The 19,568-nt window shown below is 45.0% G+C and carries 23 protein-coding genes; 1 reads left to right on the forward strand and 22 read right to left on the reverse strand.

Annotated features, from left to right (window positions below; genetic code table 11):
* Positions 1-126 precede the first annotated feature (126 nt).
* The 12 genes from NYE70_RS05735 to NYE70_RS05790 form a co-directional block, all read right to left on the reverse strand.
* Positions 127-1,245, reverse strand: coding sequence for an SAM-dependent methyltransferase (locus NYE70_RS05735; protein ID WP_445323744.1), 1,119 nt, complete (start codon positions 1,243-1,245; stop codon positions 127-129).
* Positions 1,214-1,555 (reverse strand): cyclic-phosphate processing receiver domain-containing protein, encoded by a 342-nt coding sequence (locus tag NYE70_RS05740; protein WP_211020961.1) that lies wholly within the window; start codon positions 1,553-1,555, stop codon positions 1,214-1,216. The genes NYE70_RS05735 and NYE70_RS05740 overlap by 32 nt, the downstream gene beginning before the upstream one ends.
* A gap of 35 nt (positions 1,556-1,590) precedes the next feature.
* On the reverse strand, positions 1,591-2,445 hold the full coding sequence (locus tag NYE70_RS05745; protein WP_341045334.1) for a deoxyribonuclease IV: 855 nt from the start codon (positions 2,443-2,445) through the stop codon (positions 1,591-1,593).
* Positions 2,435-3,253 carry an Fpg/Nei family DNA glycosylase gene (locus NYE70_RS05750; protein ID WP_211020645.1) on the reverse strand — a complete coding sequence of 273 codons (819 nt, stop codon included), beginning with the start codon at positions 3,251-3,253 and terminating at the stop codon, positions 2,435-2,437. Before NYE70_RS05750 ends, NYE70_RS05745 begins: the two co-directional genes overlap by 11 nt.
* 42 nt (positions 3,254-3,295) lie before the next feature.
* Positions 3,296-4,105 carry a TIGR01457 family HAD-type hydrolase gene (locus NYE70_RS05755; protein ID WP_341045336.1) on the reverse strand — a complete coding sequence of 270 codons (810 nt, stop codon included), beginning with the start codon at positions 4,103-4,105 and terminating at the stop codon, positions 3,296-3,298.
* Between the two features lie 230 nt (positions 4,106-4,335).
* The gene (gene rnz, locus NYE70_RS05760; RefSeq protein WP_211020962.1) at positions 4,336-5,268 is read right to left on the reverse strand and encodes a ribonuclease Z; all 933 of its coding nucleotides are present in this window, start codon (positions 5,266-5,268) and stop codon (positions 4,336-4,338) included.
* A 107-nt stretch (positions 5,269-5,375) separates the two neighbouring features.
* A complete protein-coding gene (gene metH / locus NYE70_RS05765) occupies positions 5,376-8,813 on the reverse strand; it encodes a methionine synthase (protein ID WP_341045337.1) in 3,438 nt (1,145 codons plus the stop codon).
* A 360-nt stretch (positions 8,814-9,173) separates the two neighbouring features.
* The gene (locus tag NYE70_RS05770) at positions 9,174-9,578 is read right to left on the reverse strand and encodes a FixH family protein (RefSeq protein ID WP_341047525.1); all 405 of its coding nucleotides are present in this window, start codon (positions 9,576-9,578) and stop codon (positions 9,174-9,176) included.
* Between the two features lie 70 nt (positions 9,579-9,648).
* The gene (locus NYE70_RS05775) at positions 9,649-10,443 is read right to left on the reverse strand and encodes an HAD family hydrolase (RefSeq protein ID WP_341045338.1); all 795 of its coding nucleotides are present in this window, start codon (positions 10,441-10,443) and stop codon (positions 9,649-9,651) included.
* Between the two features lie 57 nt (positions 10,444-10,500).
* Positions 10,501-11,037: a hypothetical protein gene (locus NYE70_RS05780; protein WP_211020649.1), complete on the reverse strand. Its 537-nt coding sequence runs from the start codon at positions 11,035-11,037 to the stop codon at positions 10,501-10,503.
* Between the two features lie 53 nt (positions 11,038-11,090).
* Complete coding sequence (locus NYE70_RS05785; protein ID WP_211020650.1) at positions 11,091-11,264, reverse strand: DUF896 domain-containing protein; 174 nt, start codon at positions 11,262-11,264, stop codon at positions 11,091-11,093.
* Between the two features lie 148 nt (positions 11,265-11,412).
* The gene (locus NYE70_RS05790; RefSeq protein WP_213655143.1) at positions 11,413-11,775 is read right to left on the reverse strand and encodes a LysM peptidoglycan-binding domain-containing protein; all 363 of its coding nucleotides are present in this window, start codon (positions 11,773-11,775) and stop codon (positions 11,413-11,415) included.
* A gap of 174 nt (positions 11,776-11,949) precedes the next feature.
* Between NYE70_RS05790 and lexA the strand changes: the two genes are divergently transcribed.
* A complete protein-coding gene (gene lexA, locus NYE70_RS05795; protein WP_211020964.1) occupies positions 11,950-12,576 on the forward strand; it encodes a transcriptional repressor LexA in 627 nt (208 codons plus the stop codon).
* A gap of 376 nt (positions 12,577-12,952) precedes the next feature.
* Here lexA and NYE70_RS05800 read toward each other — a convergent pair whose 3' ends face one another.
* The 10 genes from NYE70_RS05800 to NYE70_RS05845 all read right to left on the reverse strand — a co-directional run bounded on the left by NYE70_RS05800 (position 12,953) and on the right by NYE70_RS05845 (position 19,531).
* Positions 12,953-13,684: a restriction endonuclease gene (locus NYE70_RS05800; protein ID WP_341045339.1), complete on the reverse strand. Its 732-nt coding sequence runs from the start codon at positions 13,682-13,684 to the stop codon at positions 12,953-12,955.
* Between the two features lie 82 nt (positions 13,685-13,766).
* A complete protein-coding gene (locus tag NYE70_RS05805) occupies positions 13,767-14,381 on the reverse strand; it encodes a rhomboid family intramembrane serine protease (RefSeq protein ID WP_290408143.1) in 615 nt (204 codons plus the stop codon).
* A 29-nt stretch (positions 14,382-14,410) separates the two neighbouring features.
* Positions 14,411-14,767 carry a VOC family protein gene (locus NYE70_RS05810; protein ID WP_290408144.1) on the reverse strand — a complete coding sequence of 119 codons (357 nt, stop codon included), beginning with the start codon at positions 14,765-14,767 and terminating at the stop codon, positions 14,411-14,413.
* Complete coding sequence (locus NYE70_RS05815; protein WP_341045340.1) at positions 14,742-15,404, reverse strand: NUDIX hydrolase; 663 nt, start codon at positions 15,402-15,404, stop codon at positions 14,742-14,744. Before NYE70_RS05815 ends, NYE70_RS05810 begins: the two co-directional genes overlap by 26 nt.
* A gap of 115 nt (positions 15,405-15,519) precedes the next feature.
* Positions 15,520-16,362 carry an alpha/beta fold hydrolase gene (locus tag NYE70_RS05820; protein WP_290408146.1) on the reverse strand — a complete coding sequence of 281 codons (843 nt, stop codon included), beginning with the start codon at positions 16,360-16,362 and terminating at the stop codon, positions 15,520-15,522.
* A 486-nt stretch (positions 16,363-16,848) separates the two neighbouring features.
* The gene (locus NYE70_RS05825) at positions 16,849-17,241 is read right to left on the reverse strand and encodes a DUF6508 domain-containing protein (protein ID WP_341045341.1); all 393 of its coding nucleotides are present in this window, start codon (positions 17,239-17,241) and stop codon (positions 16,849-16,851) included.
* A 20-nt stretch (positions 17,242-17,261) separates the two neighbouring features.
* The gene (locus tag NYE70_RS05830; RefSeq protein WP_341045342.1) at positions 17,262-17,777 is read right to left on the reverse strand and encodes a GrpB family protein; all 516 of its coding nucleotides are present in this window, start codon (positions 17,775-17,777) and stop codon (positions 17,262-17,264) included.
* Positions 17,752-18,309, reverse strand: coding sequence for a hypothetical protein (locus NYE70_RS05835; protein WP_341045343.1), 558 nt, complete (start codon positions 18,307-18,309; stop codon positions 17,752-17,754). The genes NYE70_RS05830 and NYE70_RS05835 overlap by 26 nt, the downstream gene beginning before the upstream one ends.
* A 53-nt stretch (positions 18,310-18,362) precedes the next feature.
* Positions 18,363-19,040 (reverse strand): HD domain-containing protein, encoded by a 678-nt coding sequence (locus tag NYE70_RS05840; RefSeq protein ID WP_373316822.1) that lies wholly within the window; start codon positions 19,038-19,040, stop codon positions 18,363-18,365.
* Between the two features lie 26 nt (positions 19,041-19,066).
* Positions 19,067-19,531, reverse strand: coding sequence for a DinB family protein (locus tag NYE70_RS05845; RefSeq protein WP_341045344.1), 465 nt, complete (start codon positions 19,529-19,531; stop codon positions 19,067-19,069).
* Positions 19,532-19,568 lie beyond the last annotated feature (37 nt).

Consider the following 19,568-nt stretch of genomic DNA (forward strand, 5'->3'; position numbering starts at 1 on the left):
CAGCTGATTAGAGCTGTAGACAGACAGGGATACTTTCCCTTAATCGAATTGCATAATTTTGGAATCAGTATAGAACAAACTCACAGGGTTTGTAAAGCGATTTTCAAAAAAATATAATTCATGTGATTAATATTTAATCATGTATAATGTGATTTCGTCACGGTTGTGGAACAGTTGTTTAGCCCGTTGTACTTGAAGCTGAGCCTCTTGGAACGTTCCGATCACTTCATTGATAAGAGCCATCGGCTTTTTGCTGAGCAGCTTCACAGTAACGACTGCAGTTCCGCCCGGTACGAGTGCGTAGAGCAGCTCGGTCACCATTTTGGCCGTCAGCTTCGGGCTCCAGCTCATATCGCAGACGAGCAGATCGAATTGATGATCACGAAATTTCACGGCGTTCGCATTTTTACGAACATGGGTCAACCTTGGTGAAGCCATTACGTCGGGATGCAGTTTTGCAGGATCCACCGCAGTCACTTTGAGACCTCGTTCCAGCAAAAATGATGTCCATCCGCCTGGCGCAGCTCCAATATCCAGCGCTTCACGGAACGCCGCGAAATCGATACCGAATACAGCCTCAGCTTCCAGAAGCTTAAATTTGGCACGGGAGATCTGACCTTCCTCGCGTTGAAAACGCACGGCTCCACCGTTCCAATCGGACAAATTTTCTTCCGGCCGGGCAATTCCCACGAAAATGCTGTCCTTAGCGGCGAATACGGAGACGATGTAATCGGCATCCTTAACCACATAATCCGCATCAAGCTCGCCAAGGCCGGCTTGCAATGCGTCCTTCAGTTCGGCGGCACTGCCTTCCCAAAGCGATTGCGTGGCTTTTCGGGTTTGGATAGCCACCTTGGCCCCCGACAGCCGGGATTCACCCAACAAATAATGCTGCAGTTCACTCAACCAGCCATCGTTTTGTTGTTCTCCCAAATCAAGACGTCCTTCCGAGTTCCATTCCCATCCTACAAGAAATAAATGGCGGAGGAACATCGGCTCCGGATGACTTAACTGCGAAGTCACCTCTGAAGCTGTGGCTTTAAGCGTGGCGACGAATACTTCTCCAGGCACAAGCAACGTACTTTTAACGGCTCCGAACCTTCTTCTAAGTTCTTCCTGGGCGTAAGGAGCAAATCCGTGATTGGCCGTGCATAAGTATTTAGTAGTCGTTCCGTTTTGTTCCGGGACTTCCTGTTCGTTCTCGTTGTTCAAACTAGCAACCTCCCGCTTTACGTTCAATCTCATCCAGCAAATCAAACGGAATGGGTCCGTTATGCAGGATGACATGTTCCGGCTTGTTCTGGTAAAGGATTTCGTACATGCTCTTTTTACCGTACATGCTAGAGGTATGCAGGTAAATCTCACGGGCATACAGGCCTTCCCGAGCCATGGCTGCCGCCACGTCGGAGCCGGTCTTCTCCCCTGGTCCCATATCGTAATCGAGCGACAGAATGTCGACTTCCATTAATCTCAGCAGTTCCAGACACTCATCCACGGACCTGGCCAATGTAAAGCCCTCCGGACATCGTCGAAAGTCGTCCATATATACATGAATCACAGTTGTTCTTCCTTTCCGCGGTATTTCCAGCACTAGGCTTCCACCCATCGCTTTACCCGTTCTATATCTTCTCTATAAGTTCCGTCTTCACCAGTTTCGCTCTCCAGAATCAGCGGTTGCCGCCGAATGTCCTTCATTTCAAGCAATTTCAAAAATCCTTGTTCGCCGATGTAACCTTGCCCGACCCTGGCATGACGATCCTTGCGGGAATGGACCGGATATTTCGAGTCGTTTAAATGCACGGCGGCCAAGCCGTCCCAATATCCCAATTTTTCGGCCTTTGAAGCAAAATCTTTATCCGCTTCTCCCGTCCACATCCCGGCCGCAAAAGCATGGCAGGTATCAAGGCAAAATCCGATCTGTTCAGGCGAAGTGCATAACTTGCGGATTTGCACAAGCTCTTCCAAGGTCATGCCCATATCCCCGTGATCGCCGGCCTGGTTCTCAATCAGCAGCTTAGCGGAGCCCTGCCAACCGTTTAACACTTCATTTATACATTGTATAATATTTTGGTAACCTTGTAAGGGGTTTCTTTCCTTATATGTGCCAAAATGAACAACAATCCCCACCGAACCGCACGCCTCGGCAATCTCCAGATCATTGCGCAACGATGCTACCGTTCGTTCAAATTGTCCGCCCGCGTCCCCTGGAGTTGCCGCCAGATTGCTCGGATATGGAGTATGGGCCACGGATAGCAGGTCATACTTGCAGCTCAGTTCCCGGCAGCGCTCGGCATCCCTTTTATCGAAACTTTTTACCGTTAAACTGCGCGGGTTTTTGGGAAAATACTGAAAAGCTCCGGCACCGAGTCGATATGCGACCTCGGCGGCCTTGGCATATCCGCCTCTAATGCTAAGATGTCCTCCGACGCTTACTTTAACGGTCATACTGGCATCCCGGACTATAAAACACTTTACGTCCGTTCATTTCTGTCTTGACGATTTGATCGCCGCAGCGCGGACAAGCTTCTCCTTCCCGGTCATAAACGCGGCAAAGATCATTTGCTCCACCGGTCAGCGTATCTTCACTGGTCAACGGCATTTCCATATAGCCGCCGCCTTCGGTCATTTCTACGAGTACTTCTCTCATCGCCCGATATAGCCCCAAAAGATCTTCCTCGCTCATGTTTTGCAGCTTAGCAGTGGGTCTTAGCCCTGCGGCGAAAGCAATTTCGTCTGCATAGCAATTGCCGATTCCGGCAATAACGTCCTGATTCACCAGAACCGTCTTGATGCTCCCCCGACGCTTTCTCATTAGCTTCACGAAGATCTCTTCGTTCATCTTGCGGCCAAGCGGTTCAGGGCCCAAGTGCGCTAAAGAATCCTCCGCCTCTTTCGCACTAAGCAAATGCAAATATCCAAGTCTCAGGCCTATGAAATAAAGCACCAGATTGTCGCCGAAGACAATTTCAATTTGCGTACTTCTGGAGGGACGGTCTTCCTTTGATCCCAAATAAAGCAGCCCCCCCAGCATCAGGTGCAGAATCAGGCGCCGGCCATTGTCCAAATGGAACAGCAAATGCTTCGCACGCCGCTCGACAAAGATCACTTGTCTTCCGGTCAGTTCATTTACGAATACTTCCTGGTCCAAATTCAGCGACTTTTCCCGGTTTACGACCACCTCAGTAATAGGCAGATCCAAAATATGCTTTGAAAGCTGGATTCGATAGTTTTCCATTTCCGGCAATTCCGGCATGGTTCATCTTCCCTTTCGTTTTACAATGTAAATTAGCGTGTATTAGTGTGAGTTATTACAAATCAGCTTGCGGACTTCATCCAGGTTGCTGCAGATTAAATCCGGATTAACACCTGAGGAAGCTACAAAGCTAGGCAAGTTCTCTGCTGTTGTTACCCCGGTCAGTGTCAAGATCGTGCCGCAGCCGGCATTTACGCCCGCCGAGATATCGGTCAGCATATTGTCTCCGATAACGGCGACCTCTTCATTCCGAAGCCCCAAACGTGCGATGGCGTGCTTCATCAAAATATCCGACGGCTTGCCGATCACGATCGGCTCTACGCCGGACGCAGCCCGAATGGCCGCTGAAATCGTACCCGCACCCGGCATGAGACCGTCCTGGGACGGCAGCAGAAGATCCGGGTTAGTTAATACATAGCGGGCACCGCCCAGGATCCAGCGGGCAGCTTTCGTCAAGGTTTCATATGTAAAATTCCGGTCAATCCCCTGAACGACAAAATCGGGATGCTCCTTATCCAGTGTCAATCCAGCATTCTTTAACGCTGTAATCAACCCGGTTTCCCCGATCGGCGCCACCTTGCAGCCCGGCATTTGTCCGGCGATATATTCCGCTGCGGCGACGGCTGAGGTGCATACCTGCTCCTCTTTGGCCGGGATCCCCATCGCTTTAAGATGTTCGGCGACATCTTCGGGAGTTCGTGACGAGTTGTTCGTCACAAACAAAAAGGGAATGCCGTTATCCTGCAGTTCGGTGATTAAACGATCAGCCTCAGGTATCATACGGCTGCCGTGGTATAAAGTTCCATCCAGGTCGATTAAATATGCCTTCCAGGATAGGTTGGTTGTATTCATGTTTCCACCCTCTTGCTTCTCATTGTACATATATTAATAAAGGGCAAGCAAATTTCCCGCCCTTAATTCGCCATTCTTGTGTCAAAATATAGAAATCATGACTATCATTCGTCGAAAGAGATCGAAGCAGGCCAAATTTGGGACCGGCCCATATGGAAAAGATTGATACTGCCTGTCATTTCCTGCGCTTTCCCGGAAAATAATCATTCAGATTCTGCGGATCAGCCTCTTTATTCCCCGCTTCGCAGCACAGGATACACTACATGTTCCCGCGCCAGCTTCGTATTCGGAAATATCATCTCCGCTTCATGCAGCAGTCCTTGCAGTTGATCCTCATATTTATAACGAGAGCTGAAATGCGTAAGATAAAGATTTTTTGCACCAGCCTCTTTAGCAGCCTCCGCAGCCTGCCTTGCCGTACTATGATGATACGTGTGAGCGGTATCCGCCAGCTCATGCAAAAAAGTCGCCTCATGCACAAGAGCATCCGCATCCTTCGCCAATGGGATCACGGACGGGCAGGGCCGGGTATCCCCAAGGATTGTCACGACTCGCCCTTTCTTAGGACCGCCAAGCACTTCGGAAGGAGTTAGGGTCGTTCCATCGGGAGCAACAATACTCTCTCCTCTTTTCAACTTACCGTATAGGGGTCCCGGGGTAATGCCATGGCTTTTAAGCAATTCAATATCCAGCTTGCCCGGAAGATCCTTCTCGATAACCCGGTACCCGTAACTCGAGATCCGATGATCCAGCTTCGCCGATTCCACCCGGAACGTAGCATCTTCAAACAAACAGCCGCCTTCGTGCTCAACAATGTCTATTTTATAGCTGATCCGTGATTCGCTGAGATCCATGGCGGTATTTACAAACTTCTTAAGCCCCGGCGGGCCGTAAAGGGACAATGGGGTATCCCCTCCCTGATAAGCCCGGCTCGAGAGCAGACCGGGGAGGCCAAAGAGGTGGTCGCCATGTAAATGGGTAATAAAAATACTCTCCAGCTTGCTCAATTTGAGCGGGGAGCGGAGAATTTGATGCTGGGTTCCTTCCCCGCAATCAAACAGCCAAAAGGAACGACGTTCATCCAGCAAACGGAGCGCGAGTGACGTTACATTCCTCTCCAGGGAAGGTACCCCGGCGTTGGTTCCCATAAAATACAATTCCATCACGATGCCTCCCATCCTGCTTTTCATCTATATGAAACACATATCATTTGTACCAATATTATTGCCAAAACCCTCCGAAGATTCGGAGGGTTTCCTGGCCAATATCTTTAAGCTTTGTCCACGTTAAAATATTGGGCCTGCGGATGAGCAAACACCATAGCCGATACGGAAGCTTCCGGCTCCATCATGAATCCTTCCGTCAAATGAATCCCGATATCTTCGGGTTGCATCAGCTCAAACAGCGGCTGCTGGTATTCCAGATCCGGACAAGCCGGATAGCCGTAGGATACGCGAATCCCTTGGTATCTTGCGCCATGACGCTGCTTCATCGTCATCTCCTGCGGATCCGGGAAGCCCCAAATATCGCGCATAATGTGATGAACCCGCTCGGCCAACGCCTCAGCCGTTTCTAGCGCCACGGATTGCAGCGCATGGGAACGCAGATAATCCCCGCTCTCTTTCCATTGATCGGACAATTCCCGTATACCTTGTCCCGCCGTAACTACCAGGAATCCGACGTAGTCCATGACGCCGCTGTCGACCGACTTCAGAAAATCAGCAAGACACAGGAACGGCTCCACACGCTGTCTCGGGAACGTAAATGTTTTCAATATCTTTGTAGTATCGTTAGGATCGTAGATCAAGATGTCATCGCCCGATGACTGGGCCGGGAAAAACCGGTACATGGCCTGGGCGCGAATAATGCCCTTGTTAATGGCCTCTTGAAGGATCGTGTCGACCGTTTCTTTTAACTGTACGGCCTTATCATCTCCTTGGGCCAGCAATTGATCCACTGATCCCCGCAGTCCAAGATGATGTCCCAATAACATCTGCATATTGATATAAGGAATGATATGGTTAATTGGATAATCGCGAAGCACATGGCGATCCAAATCCGGCGGAATGAACACCGGCGCATCCGTCGAGATGTTCGATCTTACCGCACGGCTTAATTCCGGCAACGGTGCCGCCGGCGCGGCATTCGCATCCGCCGTCTTCTCGGCTTCTATATTTTGACGGATTAACTCCCTGTGTTCAGGGTCCATCAGCTTATTCGCCAAATCCAGGCCATCCATGGCATCCTTCGCATAAAGAACGAGACCGTTATACTCCGGACGGATCCGCGTTCTGGTGAACTTTCTCGTTAAAGCTGCGCCGCCTACCATAATCGGCACTTCAATGCCGGCATTTCGCAAATCTTGAGCCGTCGTTACCATTTGCTGGGCGGATTTCACCAAAAGACCCGATAAGCCAACCGCGTCTGGCAGCTCTTCCCGGCAGGCTTCGATAATGCGATCCGGTGGTACTTTTATACCCAAATTTATGATCCGGTAACCGTTATTGGAAAGAATGATCTCTACCAGGTTTTTTCCGATGTCATGGACATCTCCCTTTACGGTCGCAAGCAGAATTTTGCCTTTGACGGACGTCTCATTCTTTTCCATAAATTGTTCAAGATAAGCTACTGACGCCTTCATAACTTCGGCGCTTTGCAGAACCTCCGCAACGATCAGCTCGTTATTGTTGAAGAGCCTTCCGACTTCCTCCATCCCCGCCATCAACGGTCCGTTAATGACCTCAAGAGCGCTGTACCGCTTCAAGGCTTCTTCCAGATCCGGCAGGAGTCCTTCCTTTGTCCCTTCCACTACATAGGAAGCAAGACGCTCTTCCATGGTTAAGTTGACGGCCTTGACCTGTTTCTCTACCTTTTTATTGCGGAATGCAGCCACAAATGCGGCAAGTGTTTCATCATTCGTATTGTATATCAGTTCCTCCGCCAATCGGCGTTCCTCTTCAGGAATGGAAGCATAGCGTTCCACTTTTTCCGTATTGACGATCGCATAATCCAGGCCCGCTTTGGTGCACTCATACAAAAAGACGGAGTTCAACACTTCCCGACCCGCTTCAGGCAAGCCAAAGGACACGTTACTTACACCGAGAACCGTATGACAGGCAGGTAAAGCCTCCTTGATAAGACGGATGCCCTCGATCGTCTCCTTCGCAGAGCCGATGTACTGCTCATCCCCCGTACCGACCGGAAAAACAAGAGGATCAAAAATAAGATCCTCGGCATTCAGGCCATACTTGTTGACCAGCAAGTCATGCGAACGCTTGGCGACCTCCAGCTTGTCCTCCCGCGTAATCGCCTGACCACTTTCATCAATCGTACCGACTACAACGGCCGCGCCGTATTTATGAATAAGCGGGGTTACCTTCTCGAATTTTTCTTCTCCATCTTCAAGGTTAATGGAGTTAATTATCGATTTGCCTTGGCAATAGCTGAGCGCCAAATCCAGTACCTGCGGATCGGTCGTATCGATCATCAAAGGAACTTTAACCTTTTTAACGACCAGTTCAAGGAATAACTTAATATCTTCGGCTTCATCCCGGTCCGGGTCCTGGACGCAAACGTCGATAACCTGGGCGCCGTTCTTCACTTGAGCACGTGCGATTTCCGAAGCCTCTTCATATTTGCCTTCCACGATAAGCCGTTTGAATTTGCGCGAGCCAAGCACGTTGGTTCTTTCGCCTACCATGTATGGACGGTTTGCAGATTCGACGTATACCGGATCGATTCCGGAAATTGCAGGCGGATGAGTCCCGGCGATAGCCCGGGGTTTAAACTGACTCATCTTGTCGGCAAGCGCCTTGATGTGAGCCGGCGTCGTTCCGCAGCAGCCGCCCGCAATGTTCAGCCAGCCTTGCTCCGCGAAGCCCGCCATCTTCTGGGCCAGTGAGTCCGGGGATTCGTGATAGTTCCCGTTCTCGTCCGGCAAGCCAGCGTTAGGATGACAGCTTACGCCTGCCTTCGCCATCTCGGACAGCGTACGCACATGGTCCCGCATAAATTCAGGGCCGGTTGCGCAGTTCAAACCGACGGAGATCGGCTTTAAATGCTCCAGCGAAATATAGAAAGATTCAATATTTTGACCCGCTAGCGTCGTTCCCATAGGCTCGATTGTTCCGGAAATCATAAGAGGAAGCTTTTTACCGGTTGAATCATAAGCGCGTGTAATCCCGATACTGCCGGCTTTAACATTCAGCGTATCCTGCGACGTCTCCAGCATCAGGGCATCCACCCCGGCCTCGATCAGGACGGCAGCCTGCTCCTCATAGCTGTTAATCAATTCATCAAACGTTACTCCGCCGGTTACGGACAAAGTCTTGGTCGTCGGACCCAGTGCACCGACTACATATCTCGGCTTGTCGGGTGTACTATACTTCTCGGCAGCCTCAACCGCAAGACGTGCAGCGGCGAGGTTGATTTCCCGCGTCCGATCCTGCAAATCATATTCGGCAAGCACTACGGAGGTCCCGCCAAACGTATTTGTCTCAATTAGGTCGGCCCCTGCCTCTAAATATCTCTCGTGGATAGACTGTATAATGTCAGGACGCGTGAGTACAAGAATCTCGTTACAGCCGTCCAGCTCATCGCCTCCGAAATCTTCCGCTGTCAGATTCTCTTGTTGGATCATGGTACCCATCGCTCCATCAAGGATCAATATTCGTTCTTTCATTAAGGATTCCAAGCTAGGTTTACTCATGATCAATACCCTCCCGTAAAACGTTAAGTTTTAGTTTATCAGAATGCAGCGTTTAAGGAAAGACACAATATGTATTCTGTACTCCGCGCCAGTCCTTAACTGATGGGTTTTTTACCGCAAAATAATATAAGCCGTCTGCACGCGATTCATTGAACGAAGCGGAGTGCAGCTCATAAAAAAGCTTATTAATCCCATAAATAAAATCAGGATATAAAACACGAACAAACTCGCTTTTATGCTAAATAAAGTTCGTGAATTCATTCGTCAGCTATAGGTCGGTTCCTTTATAAACAAAGACTGCCTCCTCCCATTGGAATAAAGGCAGTCTTTATTGAGTTTACTGTAAGGAATAACTTGTTCCTATTTCACCGTAAAGTCGGCGGAAGGCATGGAATGCTGGTCACGAGCGGTAACATGGGAAATGACGTGATATTGGCCCGCTTCATCAAAAGAAGTCTCGAACACATATTTCCCGTTTCCGGATCCGGTTACGATCTCCTTGCTATGGTCCTCGTCCTTGTCGCCGTCCTTCCAAAATTCGAACATCACTTCATTGGCATCATCCACATTGTTTCCTTGATGTGTCACAGTTGCCTCGAAAGTTACCTTTGCTCCGATTTGACCCTCGGTCGGATCGACTTTAAGCTCCACTTTGATCGGTTCCAAATTATTGTCGGCAGAGGCATGATGAGCTTCATTCTCTTTTTTACCGCAACCGCCCAGCACTAGAAGCAGCACTGCAAGGCTGACCGGCAGCCAGAACATCCTTTTCAAGTTATTCCCTCCTAATTACTCATCGATTTTTGATCACTATACAAATTGGACTTTTGAAAAATTAATTAAATTTAGCAATAATATCGTGCAATTGAGATAAATGCTGAATCTCATAGTCAGGGACGATTTCATCCGTACGGGATTTCCCGTCACGATTGACCCATACTGTCGTCATTCCGACGCTCATCCCGCCGCAAATATCGGTAGTCAGCTTATCCCCTACCATAAGGCTATCCTCAGGCTCAACGCCAAGACGTTCCACAGCGTGGCGGAAAATCGTGGAGTCGGGTTTACCTTTGCCGAATGCTCCGGAAATTACGATCTCATCAAAATAACCGGCGAGCTCAGGCACTCCATCCAGTTTCTCCTGTTGAAGGGCCGGGCAACCGTTCGTTAGGAGCAACAGCTTCACATTTCCCTTCAATTCGTTCAAAATGGTAAAGGTTTCTTCATATACATGCGGACGCGAGCGCCGTTCCCGGCCGAACTGCTCCGCCAGTTCTCCAGCCAAGACATCGTCGTCTACTCCCAGAGCTAATAAACCGCGTCTCCAGGATTCTTTACGGTATACCGGAGCGAGCTGTTCAAGCTGGCGAAATTCCGGCTGTTCTCCGGCGGTAAAATTCGCCCATAATCCCTCAAAAGGATTGATACCGATCATTTTCGTAAACGGGAAGGTTTCATAAGATTCATAAAGCTCACGCGCTTCTTTACGCACCGCCTGCTGCAGTTTAGCCGGATCGGTTCCGGCAGCATCCTTAGCACGGAGGCAAGTCGCTTCAAACGCTTCTCTCACACTTCGCTCATCCCACAATAAAGTATCGTCCAGGTCAAAACATACCGCTTTAATCGCCATTTCTCTTTACACTCTCCCCCGAATATATTCACCTCATAAAAAACCTGCTATCTGTCTCTATTCCCGTTCAAACGTTACATGATGGACTTTTGCATATTGTTCCAAGCGATCACCCATAGCTGCCGTATCAAAACGGTTGCGAACGCGCAAAAATACCCAGTTATTTTCTTTCCCTTTCGGTACGATCATCACTTTGCTGCGATCAATTTTGATTTTGCTGATGTTGCTCGCTTGCAAGATCTTATCCCGATTGAACTTGGAGGTATAGAGCCATTCCTTGTTAATCCGCAAATACGGCTTTCTAAGGAAAATAGCCAGAGCCAAAATGAGATACAGCACGATCGTCAACCAAAACAATCCCGAATTTACTTCCGAAGCGCTTCCAACCAGGCCAACCGCAGCATACAGCAGAGCTAACAGTACCAAGACAGCAGGCAAGATCAGATTCCGTCCCTTGAAAATATCACCTTCACCCTTCGACCCCAATGCATTGCGGGAGTTTTGTCCTCCGCGGTTATTATTCAGGTTGGGACCCTTCCCCTTTTTGTTCATTCGAATCTGATTTCTTTCTACCTTTCTGTCAAACGAAGCCATGATCTTTCCTCCTAAAATGTATGGTTATGTATGCAAGGCCTGGCGGCCATGCTTTACTTATCCACGATTTCGATTGATTCGAGCTGTTGGCGGAAATTTCTCCGTATGTTCTGCAAGTAAGTTTCGCGCAGTTGGGCTCTTTCCAGCATCTCGTCTTCGGTCAAACCCTCTGCTTTATCTTTACGTGCCAGTTCATTAATACGGTTCACCAATGTATCTATATCCATGGTTTCCCTCCTGTTTCTTTAAATATTTCATAAGGCAACAATTCTTACTTTGACATGATAAAAAGAGCTTGTCAAGGCGAGTTGCCCTTGTACCAAGCTCTTAGTAAAACATTCATATATATAAAGGAAAGTTCACGCAATTATATGCTTAATCTGGGAGAATTAGAGTGTCGCCCGCCTGTATGCCGCTGCTGTTTAACCCGTTAATCCGTTTAATGGCTTCAACATAAACTCTGGTGTCTTTGCCGCGAGGTTTATGATCAACGGCAATTTCCCACAAGGTATCTCCGGGTCTCACCACGAACGTAGATGATTCAGTCCGGTCATGTCCATCGGAAGCCGCCGCAAAAGCCGAGACAACCCCTGTCCCTGTCAACATTAATACGATCAGCAACAAAGCAATCTTAACCATACTTCTGCCCAGCCTCGAACTTCTTATTCCATCAACCCAATTGGAACGGGTCGCTTGAGGTTTATCATAGATACTTTGATATGTACTGTATTTCAGCATATTCATCACTCCAAACAAATGTTCTTATATTTGTTTTCAATATAACACGAACACTTGTTTGATTCAATAGTTTTTCGAACAATTGTTCCCTTCTTATTTAGAACTTATGTTTGTACGAACGGAAGTTCTATGTTATAATTTTTCCAAACGTTACTAATGGGGTTGATGATCGTTATGTCCAAGGTGTCCAGCCGTCAACAGGCAATACTAGAATTTATCCGCAACGAGGTCCGAATGAAAGGCTATCCTCCTTCCGTACGTGAAATCGGCGAAGCAGTTGGACTAGCTTCCAGCTCAACGGTACACGGCCATCTAGACCGGCTTGAGAAGAAAGGCTTCATCCGCCGCGACCCGACCAAGCCTCGGGCCATCGAGCTTCTGGGTCAGGATGACTCCGATACGATCGGAATGTTCGCTCATAGCGTGACTCGCGTTCCGGTCGTTGGCAAAGTTACTGCAGGTGTACCGATTACGGCCACCGAGAACATAGAGGATTATTTCCCGCTGCCGGATCATTATTCAGCAGATGGCGAAGTTTTCATGTTATCCGTAATTGGAAACAGCATGATCGAAGCCGGGATTCATAATGGAGACTATGTGATCGTAAGGCAGCAACAGACAGCCAATAACGGCGATATCGTGGTTGCCATGACCGAAGACGATGAAGCAACCGTTAAGACCTTCTACAAAGAGAAGGATCACATCCGCTTACAGCCGGAGAATCCTACGATGGAACCGATTCGTCTGAAGCATGTGAGCATTCTTGGTAAGGTTGTCGGACTATTCCGTGATTTGCACTAATTATTGCTATTAAGCAGAGAGGCTTCCCTATAATGGGCAGCCTCTTTTGTTTGCACTAAGTTCTGAAATTTCTAACTCCTTTACACAGGCCACATATCATCATTTTGCAACTGCCGGTTCATTCCGGAACGTTCGCCCCGCCACAGCTTCCTCAGCCACAGTCTGCGACGGTGGTATTTTTTCAGGGTAAGTACCATGTCCATCAGCTCCTTGCCCTTAGAATGCCCGAAAAATCAAAAATCATGGATGAAATTTCGGGTCTTTGAGAATCCTTGTTTTGCAGACCTAACTGAAAATCGAAAAACCCACCATGATCTATGCATGATGGGTTGTTTATTGCATTATGTATTTCCAAGAAGCTTAGAAAAATTGAATTCTAACCAGCCTGACTCTTCTTATTGAATCGGCACTTAGGAAAGCTACTGCAACCGTAGAACTGACCTTTTGAGCTATTTCTCAAGAGCAATTTATTGCCGCACCTAGGACAAGTCATTTCATCAACTGGAATTGCAGAAATAATCGCTTTTGGTGTCGGTGAAGCCCCGGGATTCAACGAGAGAATCATTTCAACTAATGCATCCCGGTTTATTAAACGAACCTTATTGGACTTTGCTAACTCATAGGCTGCACTTGTATAATCGCTGTTAGTTACGACCCAGGCTTCAGAAGCACCATAATGCGCAATAGATGCTTGAGCCTCCTGCACAGCCTTAATGCCGACATTCTTGTTGTATCTTTTCGCTTGGACAACGATCTTCTTGCCATCTCTTTGAAGGAGAAGATCTGCACCAAAATCACCGACTGCCTTAGTAACTAGACATTTATATCCTTGTGCTTGGAATAAATAGCCCAGATATCTTTCGAACTGAACGCCCTCCATTTTATCTATATCTGCAATACCAGAACTCTTTAGCCGCTCTTTTCTTTGTATGCCAATCATTATAAGCACTGCAACGAAAATAGAAAAAGCCAACATCGTGATAATCACTGTCGCTTGTAACGACTTAGTCAGCCCATAAGTTCCGAAAATTGAAATGAATAATACCAGAACTAATAGTGCCTGTATGAATTCTTCTTGCTGTTTTGCCTTACTCTTTCTCCTTGCCATTAGTATTCCCTCCATCGAATGTTATAATTTACAACATTCGATAACTAGGACTTTTTTCCTCTATAGAATTTTTGAACAACATTTACAGTTCCCTACCCATTCTCTCATTGATCTCATGCTTATTCAAAACTAAAACAGAAAATAGTAGTCCAAAAATAAAACCAGTTACATGCCCACTAACACTAACATGTTTCATGAAAAATGTATTTCCCCAACCCATTAGAGACCAAATTGCTATGATTATGATGGTTTGTTTACTAAACAAATCTCTTCTTATAACAAACAAGTAATAGTATATAGCCATTATCCCGAAAACAATTCCAGATGATCCAACCAGATTTTCAGTTAAAAAAAACAAAAAGTCCCCAATCGGAGTGATTAAAATAGTTATCATCATAAAAATCATGAACATTTTTCTACCTAGAATGATCTCTATGGGAGGAGCCATTAAATAAAAAAATAAGTTGTTACCTAAAAAATGTTGAACATCATTATGAATAAAGGCATAGGTAACAAACCTCCAAGGTTCATACTTCTCATTTGTTATTCCGAATATTGACTGTACAAATGCATCTCCATATTTCAAGTTCGTAGCTAGGGTAGCTATAAACAGCAATGAGTTTACTGAAATAATAATGAAGGTGATTGGATATAGCGATCTAAATTCTTTAAATGTTTTTCCATAAGTTAATTCCATTATTAACCCCTCACTCTTTCACTGAACTCTCAGCGAGGTTTATGAGTAAGAATATTTACAAGTTTATTAAACGGATCTCTAACAAAAAACCTGCGGACACCCCAAGGCTCATCAGCCGGTCCATACTCGATTGAGTAACCCGCCTCTTTCATTCGGTTCAATGCCTCTTCGACATCATCTACTTCGATCGAGATATCGGGCACTTCCGTTGAATTCCCTCCTTCAGACATAAAGCTGATTTGCACGTCCATCTTTTCTTGGGAACCATAGGTAGTTATCCACCCAAAATCCATTAAGCTATCTAATCCCAGAATGTCCTGATAAAACTGTTTAGCTGCTGCAGTTTGCTCTGTATAAAAGTTAGCGACTATTCGTTTTACTTTCATATGATCCCTCCTCAAGTTCTAGAAAACTCTTGCTTTTATCGACTATTAATTTATAGAATTCTTCATCATGATGGACGAACTGTGCTTTTCCTACCACTTTATTTACTTTGATTCTATTTCCCTGTTCATCCATAATAAATCCTTGCAAATCTATTTGATCCCGTTGGCCCATCCACAATTCATAAAAATCAGAAAAGCGCGTCTTAAACATCCCGGCAACCTCTTCACTTTGAACCGTAAATTCATCAAGCGACCTGTTGTAATTATGTATATATACATGGGCAATTTCTTTATCAATAAAATCATTTTTTACTACAACATAATCCAATATACCCATTGAAATTAAATCATCGAAAGCAACGTCAATGCCGGTCTCCTCTTTAATTTCTCTTATTCCATCCGCTACAGATTCATTAAATAATAAATGCCCTGCGGCCGTAATATCAAATAAATTAGGGTAATCCCGTTTATTTTTACTTCTAAGCTGCAAATAGATATAGTCACCTATCTCATCCCTACTAATAAACCAGCAATGGAAAGCTTCATGCCAATAACCATGTTTATGGACTTCTTTTCGAGTTGCGACACCTATCGGCTCTCTTTGATCATTAAAAATATTGATAAGCTCAGAATCCATAACAGCACCCTCCTGTTTTCATTAATGCGAACTCTTTAACGTTAGAGTAGTTAGGACCCCAGCCTATGGATCGCACAATTTATAGACCGGGGCGACCATTACAGTTTTAACTTAATTAATTTGATTTCGAAGTATGCTCCACAATAGAATTCAGTATTAAATCCCAGTCATCATAATGAAGTTCATGCCCGGCACCCTCCAATGAAAGTAACACTGCGCCCGGGATTTCTTTGGCTAGATTTTGTCCGTGTTCAAAAGGAATGATAGGGTCCTCCGTACCGTGTATAATCAGAGCGGGCACATTAATTTCACTTGTCCTAGCTAGATAGGATTCCCCGCCTGCCAGTAAGGCATGATTATTCATGCTGGCCATATTGCTGCCTCTTGCGAATTCATTTGCAGCCAAAGCTTCAATTTTCTTCTCATTAAAAAGATGCTTTGAACCCACAAGAATCCTTGATTTATCAATCGTAAATTGGATTACCGATGATTCATCCCTCCAGTCTATATCCCCTATGTTCGAGAAAAAGTCCATAATCTTATCTTCCATCGGAGGGAGATGCGAAGCAAAGTTCGACGTGGCAAGGAGGGTAATGGTTATAACCCTTTCCGGATGCCGAAGAGCTATCATTTGAGTCAGCATTCCGCCCATGGACATGCCCAGGATATGTGCTTGTTTTATTACATAAGCATCCAATACTCTTACGGCATCATCGGCCATGTCCTCGAAACTATACTTTGGCTGACCAGGTTCGTAAGTGGTTGAACGCCCAACATCGCGGTTATCGAAACGAATAACAAAACGACCTGCATCTGCTAATCGTTGGCAGAATTCTTCCTCCCACCAAATCATCGAGGATTGGGCACCCATAATGAGCAAAATAGCCGGGTCGTCCGGTTTTCCGAAAGTATCCGAGCACAGTTTAATTCCATCTATTTCAATAATTCGTTCGTTCACGTAAATTCCTCCAATTATATATATTCAAAACAAAAAACACAGGCTATTGGCCTGTGCAGTCAGTAATCGAATAGGAAATGGAGAATGTACGAAATAAATAGATTATTCTAATGACAGACTCTATTAAGTCAGTAAAAGAATATATCCTCATAAATTTCGTTACATTTTCTTCAAATCCAGTCTATGCAATATGAGAATTCAGTTACCGCTGTTCCCACTCGCATATAACTAAAATAGGTTACCGCGCAGGCAAACCATTCTTCGATTACTATGCACACAAATAGCCTTAAAGCATTGAAATATTCATTGTGCAAAGAAGATCGAAGAATTAGTTTAACACACGTAACCCCTCCGTTCGTATCAGTTAAAGAGATGGTAACATACAATTATTTTCCATGTCAACCCTTGGCAATTCCTTTGAATTCTCGTGATTTTTACACAGATTTATTAGGATCATCATTTGTTTTACTTTTACTAAGGACTCCCTCAGGATCTCGATAGCTCTTGAAGTCTTAATAAAATATTGGTGACATGCCCCTTTAAAATCACATTAATAAACAAACCTTCGTTGAATCTGTCACCGCGAATATAGCTAGTCATTAACTTTCTAAGCGTTTCGAGATCTGCATTCATAATTTCACTGTACAAATCGTTGTTTATATCTTTAAATTCTTTATTGTCACTAATCCATTGAACCCAATCAAAAACTATTAAGAAATTAGTATCGCTTAGCTGTTTTCTAAACTCACTGACTTCTGAGCTCTCTACCCAATAACCTTTTTCCACAGTAAAAAAAATACTATCCGTATTCTGAAAGAATTCAAGATAGTCTATTAATATCTTAATCTCTTCTTTCGTTATACTCCTGTTGGATGGCATGTCTTTTCCCCACTCTTCTTTTATTGGTTCTTATTTGAATGCCATTGAAGTGCTCTATTCTCCATTTCCTTAACAAATGGTTTTTTGGCTTGACTATAAAAACTTGTATCATCAAATCGTTCCGCTAATTCTACCTTCAGGTTTGTATAAAGTTCAACCTCATCCGGATGTGATCTCAAATAGTCTCGAAAGATCAAATGCCTATGTATTTGCGGGTTATCAAATTGGTAAAAATGAATATGATGACTTCGGTTCTCCCCGCCTTTTCGAAACAACCTTCTTCCCGGTAACCCCCACTCCCCGGCTACATCATACCCCAGCGAATTCATTTTCTCGTTAAAGCTGTCGATTTTATTAATGTCCTTAACTATACACATCATGTCAATGACAGGTTTAGCTTTCATTCCTGGAACTGACGTACTTCCGAAATGTTCAAAAGTAATAATCTCTTCGCCAAAGATCAGCTTTACTAAATTGACTTCTTCTTCGAACATTTGAATCCATTTATCATCATATTCCGTAAGGCGAACCTTCATTAAACGTCCCCCTTATTGCTTTATCGTCCCATATTTGTACTTCTACATACCTTTCCGGCCCCTTCTTCCCTTCCGGGTTCCATTGTTGGGGTAGTCCGTACCGCTTTATAAGATCCATAATTTCTGTCTTCGTATATACCTGTCCCCTATACTCTTTACCGTCTTTATATCTCATTGTCGGAAACAAGTCCCCGTACGTAAAACTTAGAATCTCAGGACTAAATTCCTCTAGATCTATGCGAAGTTCGCACCCATCTTTATACCATCCTCGGATCCATTCACATTTACCAAGCGTCATATAATGAGGATATTCTTTTTTCGGTTTTCCTCCCTTAGTGATAAAACGTTCTCGGGCCGTATTTTCCAATTCTCTGCGAATTATTAAATAATCGTCTGACCGATTGCTTGCAAATACATCAGGCTCCTGTTTTAACTTACGAAGTACTTCTTCTCCAGCTTCTAGAGACAAACTTGATAAATTTCTGAATGGTCCATGCTCTCGTTCATAGTAGTGATACAAATAATACTTCATTGATAATCTCCCTTAGGTGTTCAAAGATTTCGACGGATGTTCAATGCTCATTATTAGGGTTGGTTTTCTTTAAAATTCCACTCTTGATAAAACTGATTTAAATACTCTTCCATAAATTTATGTCTTTTCTCCGCTAACTCTTTCGCATAATTTGTATTCATCAAATCTTTTAATTTCAATAGTTTTTCATAGAAATGGTATATTGCCGTTTTTCCATTCGATCTGTAATCCTTATCCGTGAAATCTTGTTCGGGATTATGGATTAGCTGCCCTTTCCAACCGGAATATACAAAGGTCCTGGCGATCCCTATGGCCCCTAGTGCATCCAATCGGTCAGCATCTTGAACAATTTGACCTTCAATGGTCTCCATTGGTTTATTTTGTCCGCCATTATATGAGATGGATGATATGATGGTTACGACTTTATCTATGCATTCTTTATCATCTATCCTCTGTTGCATCCAGTTCCGTACTTTATCTATACCTGCCTGTTTTGATTCATTTAATTTAACATCAGCTATGTCATGAAGAAGCGCTGCCAATTCACAAATAAAAATATCCGCGCCCGCCTGCTCGTTCTTTGCAATTTCTAAAGCTAAATTTCTAACCCGGTCACAGTGCCACCAATCATGACCTGACGGGTCAGGGCCCAGTTCTTCCTTCACAAAATCTTCTGCCAGCTTGATAAGTTCTTCATTGCTGTACATCTTTTGATCTCCTTTCCGGTTCACGAAAAGTCTCGACTTCAGATAACTATCTATCTTAAGCTGGTTATTTGATTCATATGATGTTGATCATGCCAGATGAAATCCTTTAAATACTGAGTCACATTAAAATCGTTTCCATCCCCGTCTTTAAAATTCTGATTGATTATTTCCTCAGGTATAACTCGAATGGAAGAACTAATTTTTTCACGATATGAAACGGTTTCCCCTACCAATTCGCTTATAGTGATAGTCTTTGCGTAAACTACAGCTTTATTATTGAATTCATCATAATCGGTATGTTTAAGTGTAATAGATTTGCCCGAAGCAATCTTATGTATGGCTTCCTCGTAAAAAAACTTATCCCAGAGCATGATATGACAGACAATATCTTTGATCGTCCACTTCCCGGCTTCAATACTTGAATGCCAAAACTCTTCAGATTGATCCTGGAGGGACTGAACAAATTGGATCCATTCCTCAAAAGTAATAAGCAGTTCTTTTACCTCATTTGACATAGAAACTAACCCCTTTACGTTTTTTTAGCCGGCAAAG

It is taken from the genome of Paenibacillus sp. FSL R5-0407 (assembly GCF_038009185.1).
GTDB classification, from domain to species: Bacteria; Bacillota; Bacilli; order Paenibacillales; family Paenibacillaceae; genus Fontibacillus; species Fontibacillus vini.

Excerpts from the sequence above, each read along its gene's own strand:
- NYE70_RS05735 (WP_445323744.1), bottom strand. The coding sequence starts at position 1,245 with ATGAGATTGAACGTAAAGCGGGAGGTTGCTAGTTTGAACAACGAGAAC.
- NYE70_RS05745 (WP_341045334.1), bottom strand. The coding sequence starts at position 2,445 with ATGACCGTTAAAGTAAGCGTCGGAGGACATCTTAGCATTAGAGGCGGA.
- NYE70_RS05750 (WP_211020645.1), bottom strand. The coding sequence starts at position 3,253 with ATGCCGGAATTGCCGGAAATGGAAAACTATCGAATCCAGCTTTCAAAG.
- NYE70_RS05755 (WP_341045336.1), bottom strand. The coding sequence starts at position 4,105 with ATGAATACAACCAACCTATCCTGGAAGGCATATTTAATCGACCTGGAT.
- rnz (WP_211020962.1), bottom strand. The coding sequence starts at position 5,268 with ATGGAATTGTATTTTATGGGAACCAACGCCGGGGTACCTTCCCTGGAG.
- metH (WP_341045337.1), bottom strand. The coding sequence starts at position 8,813 with ATGAGTAAACCTAGCTTGGAATCCTTAATGAAAGAACGAATATTGATC.
- NYE70_RS05770 (WP_341047525.1), bottom strand. The coding sequence starts at position 9,578 with ATGTTCTGGCTGCCGGTCAGCCTTGCAGTGCTGCTTCTAGTGCTGGGC.
- NYE70_RS05775 (WP_341045338.1), bottom strand. The coding sequence starts at position 10,443 with ATGGCGATTAAAGCGGTATGTTTTGACCTGGACGATACTTTATTGTGG.
- NYE70_RS05780 (WP_211020649.1), bottom strand. The coding sequence starts at position 11,037 with ATGGCTTCGTTTGACAGAAAGGTAGAAAGAAATCAGATTCGAATGAAC.
- NYE70_RS05785 (WP_211020650.1), bottom strand. The coding sequence starts at position 11,264 with ATGGATATAGATACATTGGTGAACCGTATTAATGAACTGGCACGTAAA.
- NYE70_RS05790 (WP_213655143.1), bottom strand. The coding sequence starts at position 11,775 with ATGCTGAAATACAGTACATATCAAAGTATCTATGATAAACCTCAAGCG.
- lexA (WP_211020964.1), top strand. The coding sequence starts at position 11,950 with ATGTCCAAGGTGTCCAGCCGTCAACAGGCAATACTAGAATTTATCCGC.
- NYE70_RS05800 (WP_341045339.1), bottom strand. The coding sequence starts at position 13,684 with ATGGCAAGGAGAAAGAGTAAGGCAAAACAGCAAGAAGAATTCATACAG.
- NYE70_RS05805 (WP_290408143.1), bottom strand. The coding sequence starts at position 14,381 with ATGGAATTAACTTATGGAAAAACATTTAAAGAATTTAGATCGCTATAT.
- NYE70_RS05810 (WP_290408144.1), bottom strand. The coding sequence starts at position 14,767 with ATGAAAGTAAAACGAATAGTCGCTAACTTTTATACAGAGCAAACTGCA.
- NYE70_RS05815 (WP_341045340.1), bottom strand. The coding sequence starts at position 15,404 with ATGGATTCTGAGCTTATCAATATTTTTAATGATCAAAGAGAGCCGATA.
- NYE70_RS05825 (WP_341045341.1), bottom strand. The coding sequence starts at position 17,241 with ATGCCATCCAACAGGAGTATAACGAAAGAAGAGATTAAGATATTAATA.
- NYE70_RS05830 (WP_341045342.1), bottom strand. The coding sequence starts at position 17,777 with ATGAAGGTTCGCCTTACGGAATATGATGATAAATGGATTCAAATGTTC.
- NYE70_RS05835 (WP_341045343.1), bottom strand. The coding sequence starts at position 18,309 with ATGAAGTATTATTTGTATCACTACTATGAACGAGAGCATGGACCATTC.
- NYE70_RS05845 (WP_341045344.1), bottom strand. The coding sequence starts at position 19,531 with ATGTCAAATGAGGTAAAAGAACTGCTTATTACTTTTGAGGAATGGATC.